Source organism: Treponema ruminis, assembly GCF_014201975.1.
Lineage (GTDB): Bacteria > Spirochaetota > Spirochaetia > Treponematales > Treponemataceae > Treponema_D > Treponema_D ruminis.
Window position 1 is genome coordinate 376,986 of the sequence record NZ_JACHFQ010000005.1, and the last position, 15,503, is coordinate 392,488.

13 protein-coding genes are annotated in these 15,503 nt (G+C 46.3%); 7 read left to right on the forward strand and 6 right to left on the reverse strand.

The genetic code is table 11. The annotated features are described in order from the left end of the window. Positions 1 to 73: 73 nt before the first annotated feature. From HNP76_RS09465 to HNP76_RS09475, 3 genes are all read right to left on the reverse strand, one after another. Entirely contained in the window at positions 74 to 2,290 is a 2,217-nt protein-coding gene (locus HNP76_RS09465) for a polysaccharide deacetylase family protein (protein ID WP_184659840.1), read from the reverse strand. A gap of 62 nt (positions 2,291 to 2,352) precedes the next feature. Next, positions 2,353 to 2,586: a zinc ribbon domain-containing protein gene (locus HNP76_RS09470; RefSeq protein WP_184659842.1), complete on the reverse strand. Its 234-nt coding sequence runs from the start codon at positions 2,584 to 2,586 to the stop codon at positions 2,353 to 2,355. 29 nt (positions 2,587 to 2,615) lie between these two features. After that, positions 2,616 to 3,797 carry a peptidoglycan DD-metalloendopeptidase family protein gene (locus tag HNP76_RS09475; protein WP_184659844.1) on the reverse strand — a complete coding sequence of 394 codons (1,182 nt, stop codon included), beginning with the start codon at positions 3,795 to 3,797 and terminating at the stop codon, positions 2,616 to 2,618. 63 nt (positions 3,798 to 3,860) lie between these two features. On the opposite strand from HNP76_RS09475, the gene lepB reads away from it, so the two are divergent. The 4 genes from lepB to HNP76_RS09495 all read left to right on the forward strand — a co-directional run bounded on the left by lepB (position 3,861) and on the right by HNP76_RS09495 (position 9,777). Further along, positions 3,861 to 4,397: a signal peptidase I gene (lepB, locus tag HNP76_RS09480; RefSeq protein WP_184659846.1), complete on the forward strand. Its 537-nt coding sequence runs from the start codon at positions 3,861 to 3,863 to the stop codon at positions 4,395 to 4,397. After that, positions 4,388 to 6,262, forward strand: a complete 1,875-nt coding sequence (locus HNP76_RS09485) for a PASTA domain-containing penicillin-binding protein (RefSeq protein WP_184659848.1) — start codon at positions 4,388 to 4,390, stop codon at positions 6,260 to 6,262. Before lepB ends, HNP76_RS09485 begins: the two co-directional genes overlap by 10 nt. Further along, the gene (locus HNP76_RS09490) at positions 6,243 to 8,183 is read left to right on the forward strand and encodes a motility associated factor glycosyltransferase family protein (RefSeq protein WP_184659850.1); all 1,941 of its coding nucleotides are present in this window, start codon (positions 6,243 to 6,245) and stop codon (positions 8,181 to 8,183) included. Before HNP76_RS09485 ends, HNP76_RS09490 begins: the two co-directional genes overlap by 20 nt. 319 nt (positions 8,184 to 8,502) lie before the next feature. Next, on the forward strand, positions 8,503 to 9,777 hold the full coding sequence (locus HNP76_RS09495) for an HD-GYP domain-containing protein (RefSeq protein ID WP_184659852.1): 1,275 nt from the start codon (positions 8,503 to 8,505) through the stop codon (positions 9,775 to 9,777). Here HNP76_RS09495 and HNP76_RS09500 read toward each other — a convergent pair. The 3 genes from HNP76_RS09500 to HNP76_RS09510 all read right to left on the reverse strand — a co-directional run bounded on the left by HNP76_RS09500 (position 9,770) and on the right by HNP76_RS09510 (position 12,930). Beyond that, the gene (locus tag HNP76_RS09500; protein ID WP_184659854.1) at positions 9,770 to 10,534 is read right to left on the reverse strand and encodes an aldo/keto reductase; all 765 of its coding nucleotides are present in this window, start codon (positions 10,532 to 10,534) and stop codon (positions 9,770 to 9,772) included. The genes HNP76_RS09495 and HNP76_RS09500 overlap by 8 nt on opposite strands. A 3-nt stretch (positions 10,535 to 10,537) precedes the next feature. Continuing rightward, positions 10,538 to 12,028 (reverse strand): glycine--tRNA ligase, encoded by a 1,491-nt coding sequence (locus tag HNP76_RS09505; RefSeq protein ID WP_184659856.1) that lies wholly within the window; start codon positions 12,026 to 12,028, stop codon positions 10,538 to 10,540. A 212-nt stretch (positions 12,029 to 12,240) separates the two neighbouring features. Beyond that, on the reverse strand, positions 12,241 to 12,930 hold the full coding sequence (locus tag HNP76_RS09510; protein WP_206173036.1) for a M15 family metallopeptidase: 690 nt from the start codon (positions 12,928 to 12,930) through the stop codon (positions 12,241 to 12,243). Between the two features lie 155 nt (positions 12,931 to 13,085). Between HNP76_RS09510 and HNP76_RS09515 the strand changes: the two genes are divergently transcribed. From HNP76_RS09515 to HNP76_RS09525, 3 genes are all read left to right on the forward strand, one after another. Next, a complete protein-coding gene (locus HNP76_RS09515; protein WP_184659857.1) occupies positions 13,086 to 14,066 on the forward strand; it encodes a hypothetical protein in 981 nt (326 codons plus the stop codon). Positions 14,067 to 14,118: 52 nt separating this feature from the next. Next, on the forward strand, positions 14,119 to 14,361 hold the full coding sequence (locus HNP76_RS09520) for a hypothetical protein (protein WP_184659859.1): 243 nt from the start codon (positions 14,119 to 14,121) through the stop codon (positions 14,359 to 14,361). A 291-nt stretch (positions 14,362 to 14,652) separates the two neighbouring features. Beyond that, positions 14,653 to 15,411 (forward strand): Rpn family recombination-promoting nuclease/putative transposase, encoded by a 759-nt coding sequence (locus HNP76_RS09525; protein WP_184659861.1) that lies wholly within the window; start codon positions 14,653 to 14,655, stop codon positions 15,409 to 15,411. Positions 15,412 to 15,503: the final 92 nt, after the last annotated feature.

A 15,503-nucleotide genomic window follows, 5' to 3' on the forward strand; every position in this document is an offset into this window, starting at 1 on the left:
AAAAGTGAGTTTGCAGGGCAAAGAAATTATGGGATGACAGTCCAAAAATGGCTCCCAGTCGTGAATTAATTTTCTATTTTATATTTCGGACGAGAGTGAATTCGTAGCCCAAATCCAAAAAATCTCCAATCAAGAGGGAAAGCTTTTCGTAAAGATAATCTGTGCGGGTTCCGGCAGAAAGACCGACATTTATCGGAATAATCATATTTGGTTCGGCGGCATCAACGTAAAGCTTGACCAGATCCTTTGCGCCCAAATACCACTTTTTGCCGTCAGCGGCCTTTTCCAGAGTGTAAGTGTCCAGGGCAAGACGGCCAGCCTCAACGTAACGGTAGCCGCTCGCCTCTCCGGCCTTTTTGATTTCACGGTTAGCCTTGTAGAAGGGAGCATGCCACATGAGGGAAAGTTCCCGGCCAGTCGCCGCGTAGAATTCATCCTCATTGCGGGCCAGTCCCCGGCGGATAAATTCTTCGTTTATGATAAAGCCCTTTTCGGTCAAATCAGCCGTTGAAAAATACATTGAGCAGCAGTCGTGTCCGCTTTCAATAATCTGCTTGCACTCCAGAGGATAGCGGCGGATAAATTCTCCGTTCAAAAAGAAAGTTGCCTTGATATTGTAGCCGGCCAGCACCGCAAGAATGTGGGTGAGTCCGTCAGCTGAATCCAGGGCATCGAAAACCAGGGCAATTTTTTTGCGCTCGTCGCCCGGCTTTACCGTCTCCGGGTAAACTGCGTATGAAGTGCCGCTGCCAGCAAAATTGCGGATATAAAGGGCGTTTTCAAAAAGCTTGTTATCCGTGAGGCCTGTGTAAACACGATATTTTGCATTCTGAACGGCGTAGACTGAAACCTCAGCCTTTTTCATGTACTCAAATGAAGTTCGGGTATCTTCCACGCTGGCCTGCCAGACATTTTTGAAGGAATCGTAGTCGTAGAAAGTGGCCTTGTTGCCTGCGCTCTGGGCACAGACTATATTCTCGGCATTGGGCTTCCAGAAAGCAGCCTGAGCCGCAGAAAGGAAGAGAACCCGGCCTGTATTTGCAAAGCGGTTGTTTTCTCCAAGCTTCCACTCGCGCACTGTGGATTCACCACCTATATATAGAAGAGAATTGCTTCCCCAGACATATGAGTAAACTGACTCACCGCCAAGACGCCCCAGTTCAAGCCAAGAACCCAAATCGTAGATGTAGGCAAGTTTTTGAGAAGCGAAGACAACCTTGCGCCCGTCAGGAGAAAGAAGGGGATGGGTTGCATTTTCGACCCGGTTGAGTTCCTTGAGTTCGTCAGAAAGCCTGTAAACCGTGGAATTGCGTTTTCCGTCCTCCAGGCCGATTAAATTGACCCAGAGAACCTGGCTGCCGTCGGTACAGAAAAAGACGTCGTAGTCAACAGGAGAGCCCTTGATGTCCTTGAAGGGCTTTGAATAAACGCTTGTAAGATAAGAAGATGCCGTTCCATTAACCCGGTAGCTTGAAATCACTGAATTTGAATTGATTGTGACAATCTGATTTATGAACGGGTTGACCCAGAATTTGTCCTTGCGGCCGTCGAATCCAAGCGGAAGGCGGCCGATTACGATTCCGATTCCGACCATCTGGGAATAAAGGGTGCGGGTGTAAAGTTCCTTGGCGCTGATTTTATAGACTAAATCCCGGTTGATGTAGATGAGGTATTTTGAAGAAGCCCAGGTGACGCAGTTGATTGTGCCCTCGCCTATCTTGCGGAATTCTTCGTCCATCTGAACCTTTTGATAAACTGCCTTTGGGTCGCCGAAGTAAAGGTTTCCCGCCTTTTCGTAGACAAAGACGCTTCCGTCTCCAGCCCATTTTGCAGGAACCTCATCAAAATCGAAGTCGCACTTATCGTTGAGAAGGAATTCTTCGAGAGTGGACATGTTTTTAAGGTAGAGCTTTCCGGTCGCGGCATCAGTTTTTTTGACAAAGCAGGCCCATTTTCCGTCCGGGCTCACAGCCTGGGGCAGCATGGCCTTTGCATCGGCAGGAATTGAATCTTCACGGCTGATCCAGCTTAAAGTGGAATCGGCAACAGAATATCGGGCTGAGCCATAGCGGTTTCGAACTTGCAGGACAGAGCCGCCCGCCAGCATTTCCATGCGCTCAGGAAAGCAGGTGATTATTTTGGTGGCTTCAGTCTTTGTGGCATCAGCAAGAAAAAGCGTTTTATAGGGAATGGTTCCGCCCAGATTGTGACTGACTGTAAACAAAAACTTGCTGTCTGCATTTATCTGGGGATTTTCAAATTTGACTTGTGCGTGTAAGGAAGTGAGCAATGAGCAATTAGCAAGGAGAAATGAAAAAATAAAAAAGATTCGCTTCGTCCAATTACTCATTGTTAATTGCTAATTCCTAATTCATTTAACCCTTTTTCAATTTCGGCGATTTTGCTTTCGATTTTTTTGATGCGGGAATTCCTGTCGTTGGCCTGCTTTACCTCAAGCTGAGCGAATACATTTTCGAGAACAGAAGCATCACTTGGCTCAACGTTTTCTTTACCGCACCAGGGGCAGTAATGGAATTCACGTTCGATTGTCTTTCCACAATTGTTACAGACGCATACAAAATCCATAAAAACCTCTTCCATATTTTAACACCACTTTAGCGTTTCAGCAATGTTAATGGGTCCACGAGGTTTCCATTTTTGTAAACCGTAAAATGAAGGTGAGGGCCTGTTGAATATCCTGTCGAACCGACGAGACCGATTTTCGTGCTCTGGTCAACAGCCTGTCCTTTTTTAGCCAGAGTCTGAGACATGTGGCCGTAAAGTGTCTGATAACCGCCGCCATGATTGATGATTATGTAGTTTCCGAAGATATTTGACCAGCCGACGTAAGCTACACGACCGCTCATTGCAGCGCGAATCGGAGTTCCTGTAGGACAAGCCATGTCAATTCCAGTGTGATTTGAAGCAACGCCTGTAAAGGGGTCAGAACGCGGACCGAATCTTGATGTGAGCCGCCATGCAGCCTTAATCGGATATGAGAAAAGTTCGCCCATAGCCTTTCTGAGCTGGTTTGTGTCCATTTTTGCGCCTGGAATGAAAAGAGCCATGTCCTTTGCAAGTGTGTCGCTTGAAAGGTCGTTTGCATCCAGGATTTCCTCAACGCTGACATGATATTTTACTGAAAGAGAATTGAGTGAGTCTCCGGCCTGAACCTTGTAGACAAGTCCGTCAGTCGAAGGAATCCTCAGTTTCTGACCTGAACGGAGAGTACGCACGTTTGAAATGTCATTGACTGCAATCAGGGTCGAAATGTTTGAAAGACCAAATTTTCGGGAAATCGTGCTGATTGAGTCTCCGGCCTTTACGGTATAATTCTGGAAAGTGACCTTTTCGCCGATTCCAACGCTGGCAGCCGTAAGAATCGAGCCGTCCTCAGAAAGAACGTTGCCGTTTTCATCAACATTGTCAGCCAGAGTGTCGTACATGGCAAAGCGGGACATGGCACCGCTCAAAGCCTCGTATTCATAATCAGAATTTGAGTCAAAAACGATTGAAGTCGTGTGATTGTCAACAAAAGAAAGAAGATTGAAAACCGTATATGGCACAATCAGGTGAAATGCAAAGAGAACGAAAATTGAGAGAATCTTGGAAATTCCAGCGACGGTAAACTGCCTTTCAGTTTTTGAATAGGCCTTGTCCAGTGCGACCACGATTTCAGGAGACTTATGCACAGGATTTTTTTTCTGAACCTTTGAAATTCGGGGAAGAGTAAAATTTGAGCTAGAATAACTTTTTTTAACGGCCGCCGAAGAGCCAACGAAACTAATTATCTCCATAAGTCTTTTATCGGAAGAAAAAAAGTAGTAAATTAGAAGTAAATTGAAAGTTGAAAGCTGAAAATGGAAAATTTACCCGAAAGAATTCATTTTTCAAAATCAAATAAAATTCTCTGTCTCATTGTCTGTCTGGGGCTTATCCTGGGCCTGCTGCTCAAGCTCTTTGTCTTTGAAATCCTCACGGTTTCAGGCGAATCAATGTATCCGGCCATCAAAGACGGAGAGAGGCTTTTCGTCTCAAAATGCGCTTACGGAATCGCCCAGCCCTACGGAGAAAAACTTTTGCTCCAGTGGAAGGGGCCTGAGCGCGGGGATGTGGTCATCTATCTGTATAACAATAAAATAGTTGTAAAAAGATGTATCGCTCTCGGTGGAGATAAACTAGAAATTTTAAGCAATAGCGATTATAATTATATTTTAAAGGCAGGAGATTTTTCGATTCCTTTGAGTCAGATTCAATATCTCAAGCTCAAAGATTCTGCCAGCGTGCCTCAGGGCTACATTCTCGCAATCGGTGACAATCACGAAGTTTCGGTCGATTCCCGCACTTACGGATTCGTCTCTGAGCGAAATATTCTTGGAAAGGTTTTATGCAAGTAAACGGCTACATCAAAAAAGGCCCTCTCATTTTTCTGATTGTCTGTGCAGTCCTCTTGTCAGCTTATGTCATCGTTGAATACGGATTTTTTGCTTTCACTGAGCCGCCAGCCCCTCTCACGGAGCTCACCGAAGTTCAGCGCGGTTCAATTCTGGACAGGAACGGAAAGGCTCTGGCTGTTCCGGCTGCCTTCTACGACTTTGGAGCCTCGCCCCAGTCAATCAAGAACAAGGAAAATTTCGCGGAAGTCATCGCACCAATCATCAACGAAAGCGAATCTTCAATCCTCGCCCTTATTTCAAAATCAGAAAATTCATCATTCACATACATCAAAAAAAATATAGACTCAAACACTTACGCAGAATTACGCAAGGCCTGCAGCCACAACGGTTTTTCTTCAGTCGTAAAATTCGACAAGCTGCAGGGCCGCGTTTACCCGGAAAACGAACTTGCAAGCCAGCTGATTGGTTTTGTCGGCAAGGAAGGCAAAGGTCTGGCCGGAATCGAATATTCCATGGAAGACACCCTCTTTCCACCGCAAACTGATGGAGAATCCGTCGTCCAGGGCAAGAACATCTATCTCACAATCGACGCAAACTTGCAGTCAAATCTCGAAAAAATCGCCCATGAGGCAATGGAAGACACTCAGGCTGAGTCAATGATGCTGATTGCGGCCGAAGCAAAAACCGGCGAAGTCCTTTCTTACATCAGCCTGCCTTCCGCCAACCTCAATGACTTTTCAAGCGCATCAAAAACAGAGCTTAAAAACAAGCCTGCCAGCGACAGCTACGAGCCGGGCTCAGTCTTCAAGATTTTCTCGGTTGCTTCATTCATTGACACTGGCTCAATCACCACAAAAGACATTTTCCTCTGCGACGGCATTTTCTCAAAAAAGACCGGCCGTGAGACAATCAGAATCACCTGTCTCGACCACCACGGATGGGAAACTGCCCGCGAGGCCCTCAAATATTCCTGCAACGATGCACTGGCCCAGATGAGCGAAAAGATTGACTCAGAGCCCTTCCTTGCAAAACTCCACCAGCTCGGATTCGGTGAAAAGCCGGGCACGGAAATATCCGGCGAAACTCCGGGAGTTCTGCGCAACCCGAACGATCGCCTCTGGTCAGCCCGCTCAAAGCCAACAATCGCAATCGGTCAGGAAATCACTGTAAGTGCCCTGCAGATGGTTCAGGCGGCAACGGCAATCGCAAACAACGGCGTGCCGGTTCAGCTCAGCTTCGTCAATAAAATCACGGATTTCGAGGGCAAGGAAGAATTTGTTCACACGCCTATTCTCCGAGACAGGGTTTTCCAAAAATCAACAACTGACTACATCCTCGAATGCATGGAAACAGTCGCAACAAGCGGAACCGGCCACAGGGCAGACCTCAAGGACGTTTCTTTGGGCGTAAAAACCGGTACGGCTCAAATGGCAGACCCCAACACAGGCGCCTACTCAACAACAGACTTCGTTTCCAACTGTATGGCCATTTTCCCGATTGAAAACCCGGAAATCATTCTCTACATCGTAATCGAAAAGGCAAAGGGAGAAACTTACGCAGGCCGAATCGTAGCCCCGGTAATCGCAAAGGCAGCCGACGTCATCATCGACCATCTGGGAATGGCACGAGGCAAGGCTTCAAGCCTCGCTCACCCGGGCTCAGTCTCAATCGCTGGCACCAAGCCAATCGTCCTCGAAGGAACCGTGCCAGACTTCCACGGAGTCTCAAAAAGACAGCTGCTCCCCCTTCTCAATTACAGGAACATTAGGATAAAAATCAACGGCGACGGCTGGGTCAAGAATCAGGAGCCGCCGGCAGGAACGCCAATCACGGAGAACATGGAAATTGAACTCTATCTGGAATAAAAATCTTCGTCTCTTCATGGGCCGCTTCCCCAATCTGGCAAAAATGTTCTCCCTTCAAAGCGAAGCTGACATTCCGGACGACATTCCAGATCACCTTATCGCACCGATTGAAATCCTTCCGTCCAAATCAAACTGCCCCACGGCAAAAGAGGGCGGAAAATTCCTTCACTCAGCCTACAATCCCCTTCGTGAGGCGGAACAGGCGGCAAAAACGGCAAAGTCCTCGCTGACCGAAGTTTATTCTGCGGCATTTTTCTCCTGCGGACTTGGCTATGCCCCGATTTCATACGCAAACCTTTACCCAAATGACACGATTATAATAGTCGAATCAGATCCGCGATATTTTTTTACGGCACTTTCCCTCGTCGACTGGGAGCCTCTTTTTAAACACGCGAATTTCATCATTGCGCTGGGAACAGGAATCGACAGCGTTGTAAGCCTGATTGAGCATACAGCAGGATTAAAGCACACGGCGATTTGTGAAAATGCAGCCCAGAGCCAGCACGCAGCCGACTACTTTCAGGCCCTCCGCTCGCTGATTGAGCGCAACAAGCGCAAGGTCGAAATAAACGCATCCACCCTCGAAAAGTTCTCAAAGCTCTGGCTAAAAAACACCTGCCGGAACCTGCATTTTCTTGCAGAGACAGACGGCGTAAATATTTACAAAGATTCTTGCCCAAAAGATTTACCGTGCGTAATTCTAGCGGCTGGTCCAACTCTCGAAGAAGCCCTGCCCCATCTTGCAGAACTAAAAAAGCGGTCAATTTTAATCGCCGTGGACACAGCTTTGCGAGCCTGTCTAAGGGCAGGAGTAGAGCCGGATTTTGTGATTCTCGCCGACCCTCAATATTACGCTTACAGACACATCGCGGGCCTCAAAAGCCCTTCCAGCATTCTGATTACAGAAAGCGCGGCTTATCCCGCAGTTTTTCGCTTTGAGTGCAAAAAAATCGTCATGTGCGCCTCGCTTTTCCCGCTGGGTCAGTACATCGAAAAGCAAATCGGCAGCAAGGGAGAACTTGTAGCAGGCGGCTCAGTCTCAACGACAGCCTGGGATTTTGCCCGCTTTATCGGAGCAAAAGAAATTTTCTGCGCAGGCCTCGATTTGGGATACCCGGGTTTTCAGACACACATCAAAGGCTCCACTTTTGAAGAAGCGATTCACACAAAATCCACGCGTCTTTTAACCGCCGAAAAACAAGGCTCCCAGATTCTCTTCGGAGCAGGCATGAGCCAGGAATCAGACTACGAAGGACGGCCAATTCTGACCGACAGCAAAATGAAGATGTTCGCCTGGTGGTTCGAAAGCAAGCAGGAAGAATTCAAAGACTCAATAAAAAGCTACACTCTCTCAAATAAATCACTCAAAATCCCGGGATTCCAGATCGCAAGCATGGACACAATTCTTTCCCGCCCTGAAAAATCCGAGCAAAAAAAGGAATTTCTGAACAGCAAGGGGGGTACGGGGGTAAATACCCCTGTAGAAAGGGTAGGGAGCGACGGCGGAGCCGGCAAAACCTGTGAGACAGGTTTTGAGCGAGTCTCGGCGAAGGCTGTGCCTGAGCCGCGGAAAACTTCAACTTCAAACTCATTCTTCACCACTGCCCTCTCAAACCTCAAATCCGGTCTCGAAGAACTTTACGCCACCGCCAAAAAAGGCTTCCGGCTCGCTGATGACGGCATAAAATCCGCTGTGCCCCAAAAAGCCCTGCCTGAGCTTGAAAAAATCGACGCAAAAATCCTCCACTCCGAGTACAAGGAAATCGCATCTCTGGTCTTTCCAAGCGAAAAACGCCTTTCTGAACTTTTCCAAAATCTCCCGCCTCTGGCAGACGAAATCAAGTCATCCCTGCAAAAATCCCGCCTGATTTACAAGGAACTGATGAACAGCGTGGCCCAATACCAGAATCTTCTGGGCTAAAAGCACCTTTTCCCTTTTCAATTTTCATTTTTTTTCCTAAAGTTCCCCTGACAAATATCCGAAAATATTATTGTACCGTGCAGTACAGGATGTGTTCGTCCGCTGTCAAAAGAACGTAACATCCAGACACCCTGTGCCGCGAAAAATGAAGGCTCCTTGTAGCTGTGAAATGCAAGTGAGCAACATTTTCGGTCTCCATGATTTTGAAAGACAAAGAGCGTGTAAGGCTTTTTGTCTTTTTTTTCGCCGGATTTTTACCTTTCTCCATTTTAATTCAAGTTTTTCACATTTTCTGCCGATATTATAGCTGGAGATTTCTATGACTTCGTTTAATGTAGCAGAATTATCGGATGGGCAACGCTTTGGCGCTCCGCTTATCCTCGACAAACATTTTATAGTTCTCGACCAAAATATCGGTTTCAGCAAAGCCCTTCAGGGACGTCTCGTTGAATGGGGCTTCAAAACCCTTTATTCTGAATCCGCTGAAGTAATCGATACAAAGCCAAAAGTAGTTGTAAACACAGACGCACCCTCAGCTCCACCGGCAGAATTTGAAAATGTTGACCTCGACCTTCTGGACACACTGAACGACGAATACAAGGACAAGTCAAACGCCCTCAACGCAAAACTCAAGGAAACTCTCTCAAAAATAAATCTCGAAATCAAGAATAATCCAAATAAAAACCGCATGGAAAACGTTCTGACAGTCTATAACGAATTTATGGATTACACCCAGCACGTTTTCACCCGCTACGTCACTCACAAGGAAATGAAAATCGGCGAGCTTTCCGAGTCAATCTCGCTGCTCATCGAATTCGTCAAGGCAAACAAAAAATATCTTCTCCGCATTCAGCCTAGCGAAGAGCACAAGCTGGACAAAAACTTCCTTACAAGCCACTGTCTGCGCTCGACAATTCTTTCGATTGTAATTGCATTGCAGATCAACATGCCTATGCAGAAGCTGATTGACCTTGGTGTTGCGGCAATAATTCACGAAATCGGCCAGATTAAACTTCCGCCCCAGCTTTACCTCACGAACAAGGCCCTTTCACCACAGGCAAGAAATCTTCTGGCAACCCACACGGTCCTGGGCTTCAATATCGTCAAGGAACTCGAATTCCCGCTTCCGATTCAGGTTGCAGTTTTGGAGCACCACGAACGCGAAAACGGCCAGGGTTATCCGCGACGACTTACAGGCAACAAGATTTCGGCTTACGGCAAGATTCTTTCGGTCGCATGCAGCTACGAGGCAATTACTTCTCCGCGTCACTACAAGGAAGCGCGCTCACTTTACGAGGCTACAATCGAGCTTCTTATGAACAAAGACAAGCGCTATGACGACGTTGTAATCAAAGCCTTGGTTACGGCAGTTTCCCTCTTCCCGATTGGAACTTACGTTTATCTCTCAAACGGAAAAATCGCCCAGGTTGCAGAAAGCAATCCGTCGGATCCAAGATTACCGATTGTTGAGCTGGTCGGCGAAAAGAATGAAAGCGGAAATCCAAAAACGATTATCACAGACAACGACAAGAATAAGATTGTCCGCGTCCTCAACAAAGACGAGCTCAAAGGCGTCCAGGCTTATATTAATTGAAAAATTGTCTTATTTTATCAGCTTCTTCGTAGAACTGTTCGTCAAGACGCGGCGGATTTTTTGTGAAGTAGAGGATTTGCTGGAGTTCGTCCAGACTTCTGGCTCCCCAGACTGGGACTACGTTTTCAAAAGGCAGGAAATAGCCCAGGGCGAGCGGCAGGTTCGTTACTACGCCGCCACACAAAGGCTGCATCGCGATAAAGCCAATGTCCTTTTCGTAAAATCTTCGTGTGAGTTCTTCCACACTCTCAGGACAAAGCATGTTAAAGGGGAACTGAATCGTCTCCCAGCCCGCATCAGAATAAAGGACACGCTCGGCGACATCCATGGAATCCGTTACGATGCCGAAATGCCTCACGACACCCGAAGACTTTAATTCAATCAGTTTTTCGATTATTTCAGTGCCGTCATTGATTTTGGGAAGGTTTTCAGGATTTTCGAGCTGGTAAAGGTCGATGTAAGAAGTGCCGAGATTGCGAAGGCTTACATCAATATCAATTGCAAGCTCGCCACCATTGCGGGGAGAGCTTTTTGTAGCGATAAATACGTTTTCACGCACATCGCTCAAGGCCTTGCCAAGACGACGTTCGCTTTCCGGTGCCTTAGTTGAAGTATCGAAAAAGTTCACGCCGTCTTCATAGGCCATGCGAATCATCTGGAATGCTGTCTCCGGGTCGTCAATTCCCCCGATTCCCTGCGCACCAAACGCCGTCCGAGAAACAAGAAGATTTGACTTACCCAAAGCGATATAGTCCATAGATTAGCGATTTACGGGCTTGTATTCCTTGATTGCTTTTGTGAGAAATGCGTGGAGATCTTCAATCTTTACGCGCTCCTGCTCCATGCTGTCGCGGAATCGGACTGTAACTGTGCCGAAGTTGTTGTTTACAGAGCCGTCGTCGTTCTTTTCGTTGATTGTGTCGTAGTCAACAGTAACGCAGAACGGTGTTCCGACTTCATCCTGGCGGCGGTAGCGTTTACCAACTGTTCCGCTCAAATCGTAGTCAGTTACGAAGTCTTCCTTGAGGGCGTGCTGGATTTCCTTAGCTTTCTCAGCAAGACCATCTTTCTTCATCAATGGAAGAACTGCAACTGTGATTGGAGCCAATTTCGGATGCAGGTGAAGGACAGTTCGGTAGTCTTCTTTTCCGTCCTTGCCGACGTTTTCTTCTTCGTATGCTTCACAGAGGAACATGAGGAAGTTGCGGTTGAGACCTGCAGAAGTTTCGATTACGTAAGGAATGAACTTTTTGTTTCCGTCTTCCTGATCGATATAGCTCATGTCCTTTTTAGAATATTCCTGATGCTGGCTCAAGTCGAAGTCTGTGCGAGAGTGGATGCCCTCAACCTCTTCGAAGCCAATCGGGAAGTTGTATGTAACGTCGTAAGCGTCTTTTGCGTAGTGAGCGAGCTTGTCGTGGTGGTGCCACTTGAGGTTCTTTTCTGCGATACCGTACTTGAGGTAGAAATTCCAGCGGTCTTTTCTCCATCGCTCGAAAGTCTCGTCCTCTGTTCCAGGCTTACAGAAATATTCCATTTCCATCTGCTCGAATTCGCAGGTACGGAAAATGAAGTTCTTGAAAATAATCTCGTTTCGGAATGATTTACCAACCTGAGCAACGCCAAAAGGAACTTTCATGCGGTTTGACTGAACGATGCTCTTGAAATCTGTGAAGATACCCTGACAAGTCTCCGGGCGGAGATAGATAAGGTGTGATTCATCTGCGATTGGGCCCTGATATGTCTTGAACATGAGGTTGAATTCGCGGACAGCTGTATATTTGCGGTTCTCGCTTTTACATGTAGGACAGTTGATGTTGGCATCGATATATGCCTTCATTTCTTCGTGAGTCATTGTATCAACTGGTTTTCCAGGATCTTTGTCCGGATTTGCGGCAACGAAATCTTCGATCAATTTATCTGCGCGGTGGCGGGCCTGACACTCAAGACAGTCAACCATCGGATCTGAGAAGTGGTCAACGTGACCAGAAGCCTTCCATGTTGTGTGATGCTGGAAAATTGCGGAATCAAGACCAACAACATCATCATGGAGCTGGGTCATTTCCTTCCACCATGCGTTCTGAATATTGCGTTTGAAATCAACACCGAGCGGGCCGTAATCCCATGCACCAGCCTGTCCTCCGTAAATCTCGGAAGCCTGATATACAAAACCGCGTCGCTTACAGAGTGAAATGATTTTGTCCAAAGTACATGCGTGTGGATCAGCCACAACCTTTTCATTTTTTGCCATTTTTAATTCTCCTTTCATCCACCCCTGGCGTGGAGCAGACGGATAAAAAATAATTAAGGAGATTTTATCAAATTTTGAAGATTTCTACAATTAGAAAAATCGGGGCGTAGCGGGGCCGCAAAGCAGGTAAACTTGCCCCGCTGAAGGGGGTGTGTGAGCAATGCCGGAAGCAAAGCTTCCAGAGTGCGAACCAGGGGGAAGGCTTTCCCCCTTTAATTGATAAACTCGAAGTGCTGCCAGTCTTTTACGCCCTTCCAGTCGCCGCCCCATTCAAAACCCCGGCTTGTAAAAAGCTTGTAGGCCAGGTCATTGTGGTCAATCTTATATGGAAAATTTTTGCTGCGGTCAAGATAAGGCGCACCGTTAAGAGGCTCAATGCTGGGCTTGCCCTTCACAAGCTTGTAGTAGGGATTGTAGAGAGGATTGATGTCAATCGCCAGCCCCGCTCCGTGCATTGATACAGTCGTCGTGTGGGAAATAAAGCGGAAATTGAAGCAGGAAGAATTGTTGTCGCTCATGCTTCTTTCGTCGTCCGCATCATACTCGTCCACAAGACGCATTTTTTCGATTGGATAGCCGGCCGCATACAAGTCCTTGAAAATCCCCAGAAGAAGGTCCGCGATTTTAACGTTGCAGACAAGCTCGCCCTCTTTTGTCGCTCCGTCCAAAGTCTTGTGGAGTACATGAAGATAGCGGAGCTCCGAGCGCGGAATTGTGCAGTCAGCCTTAAAAGACTTTCCCTGCATACGGGCAAAAAGTTCATCAGATATTTCAATTATATAGAAAGAAGATTCAAGTTCGTCGTTCAAATCCATCTCAATTTTCTCCCCAACAGGATATTTCCCCTGAGCAAAGCAAAGCCCCGAAAGAAAAAAAGCCAGCAAAACAAATATTTTTTTCATTTTCCAAATGATTATAGCAAAAAAACTAAAAATCATCCGATTTTTTTTGGAATTTTCTGACTTTTTTCGATTTGGACTGCCGAAAACTCACTTTTAAAGACAATTAATATGTGTAAGAAAAAAGAGCTTACACACATTAATCCAAAGGAGTTCGTATGAAAAAGAAAACAAAGGCAATCAAGAAGAATCGAACGAAAATGCAGGAGAAGATGGCTAAAATAAAATCAACTACCCTGCCGGGCATTGACGCAACGAAAAGAACATTTCGTGACACTCTCTTCCGATCGATTTACAGCGGAAAAGATGACAGAAGTAAGCGCTGGCTTCTCTCGCTTTACAACGCACTTAGCGACAAAAACTACACCGACATTTCAGCTCTAGAAATCACCACGATTGACGACGTCATTTACGTCACCATGAAGAATGACTTATCCTTCCTGATAAACTCGGAGATGCACCTCTTTGAGCAGCAGTCCACGGTCAATCCCAACATGCCGCTCAGAGGGCTGATTTACTTCTCCCAGCTTTATCAGAAGGAAGTCGCCAAACGGAATCTGGATATTTTCGGACGGACTAGAATCAAGATACCTTCCCCAAAATTTGTCGTCTTCTACAACGGAAAGCAGGAACAAGACGACATCGTAAAATACAGGCTTTCCGAATTATTTGAGCTCAAAGATGAGAGCAGAGAGTTCGAATGGACGGCAACCGTAATCAACATCAACAAAAATCACAACGAAAGTCTTCAAAAAAAGTGCGAGTCGTTGTATCATTACTGTGTCTTCGTTGACCGCGTAAAGGCGAACCTCGACAAGAGAATGAAACCGGAAGACGCAATCAACGAGGCCGTGGACTTTGCCATCAAGGGCAATTTTCTAGACGGATATTTCAAGGAGCAGCGGATGAACATTGTCGGAAACCTTCTCACAGAATTCAATCAGGAAGACTATGACCGCAACCGCCGTGCCGAAGGATTTGAAGACGGCGTGGAGTATGGTGAACGACAAGCTACCATTTCCAACGCGAAGAACTTGCTCAAACTCAACAAACTTTCTGCTGAAGAAATTGCCGACTGTTGTTCCTTGCCATTGGAACAGGTGCTGGCGCTCAAGGACGAAATCTTAATTATGCATTAACAAAAAACTCTCCTGCGACTATGCGCAGGAGGGCTATTTCAAGGAGCAGCGGATGAACATTGTCGGAAACCTTCTCACAGAATTCAATCAGGAAGACTATGACCGTAACCGCCGTGCCGAGGGCTTTGAAGATGGCGTTGAGTATGGCAAGGAAGCTGCCTCCATTGAAAACGCGAAGAATTTGCTAAAACTCGGAGTTACTGCGGAAACTGTATCACAAGGCTGTTCACTTCCTCTGGAGCAAGTACTTGCATTAAAAGAAGAACTTAACCGCGAACCGGCCACCGCAAAATAAATTTTCCAAAAACAAAACTTCTATCAAAGCAAAAAAAGCAGCCCCAGCCACGAAATTGTGACAACTGGGGCTGAACTTTTTATTTCCTACTTGCGATTCTGTTGACACTAAAGGCTATCCTTCACCACATCAATCTGCCAATTTTTTTTTGGATTTTTCTGACTTTTTCTGTTTTACATTGCCGAAAATCGAATTTTTTTGGAAATAAATATATATGAGAATTAGAAGAACATTTGTGATCGGCCGCACACGGATTCTTTCTTTCTCAAATACACTTTTATGGGAGTTTCTATGACAGAAAGCATTTTCAAACCAAAACCTGTTGACGAATTGACTTTTATGGACGATGGCATGTTCCAGGAAGTCTTGCGGAATCCGGAGATTTGCGCGGAGCTTGTTGAGCGGCTTCTGCACATACAAGTAAACCACATCGAATACCCTGAGTTGGAAAAGACAATCGCACCGTATTACACAACGAAGGGAGTCCGGCTAGACGTGTATCTAAAGGACACGGACAAAATCATAGATGTAGAGATGCAATCCTACCCGCAGGACGCACTTGGCAAACGCACCCGCTATTACCAGTCGATGATAGACATGGACAGTCTCATGAAGGGGCAGGATTATTCAGAGTTGAAAGACAGTTACATCCTCTTCATCTGCAAACGCGACCCGTTCAAAGACGAGCAGAAAAAGTATTACGGCCTCCCATGTTACACGTTCAAAAACACATGTTTGGAGAATCCGGCAGTAAATTTGAATGACAAATCCTTGAAGGTCATCTATAATGCAAGTGCATACAGTGAAGAAAAAGACGAGCAGGTTAGAACTTTTCTTCACTTCATCCACACGAACGAGCCAGGAGAAGACGACTTTACAAACCGTCTGTCCTCGCTGGTTGAGCAGATAAAGGACAACGAAAAATTCAGGAGGGATTACGCCGCTATGAATTTACATGACAGGGATATAACCAGGGCTGCAAAACAGGAAGGTCTCCGGCAAGGGCTTGCGCAAGGTGCACAACAGAAGGCCGTTGAAGCGGCTAAGTAAAATATACCCCAAATGGTAGACACATTTAGAAGAAGGGATCCATAAAAGTAGACACTAAAATAAAAGGGAAAATCCCAAATAGTAGACACTTA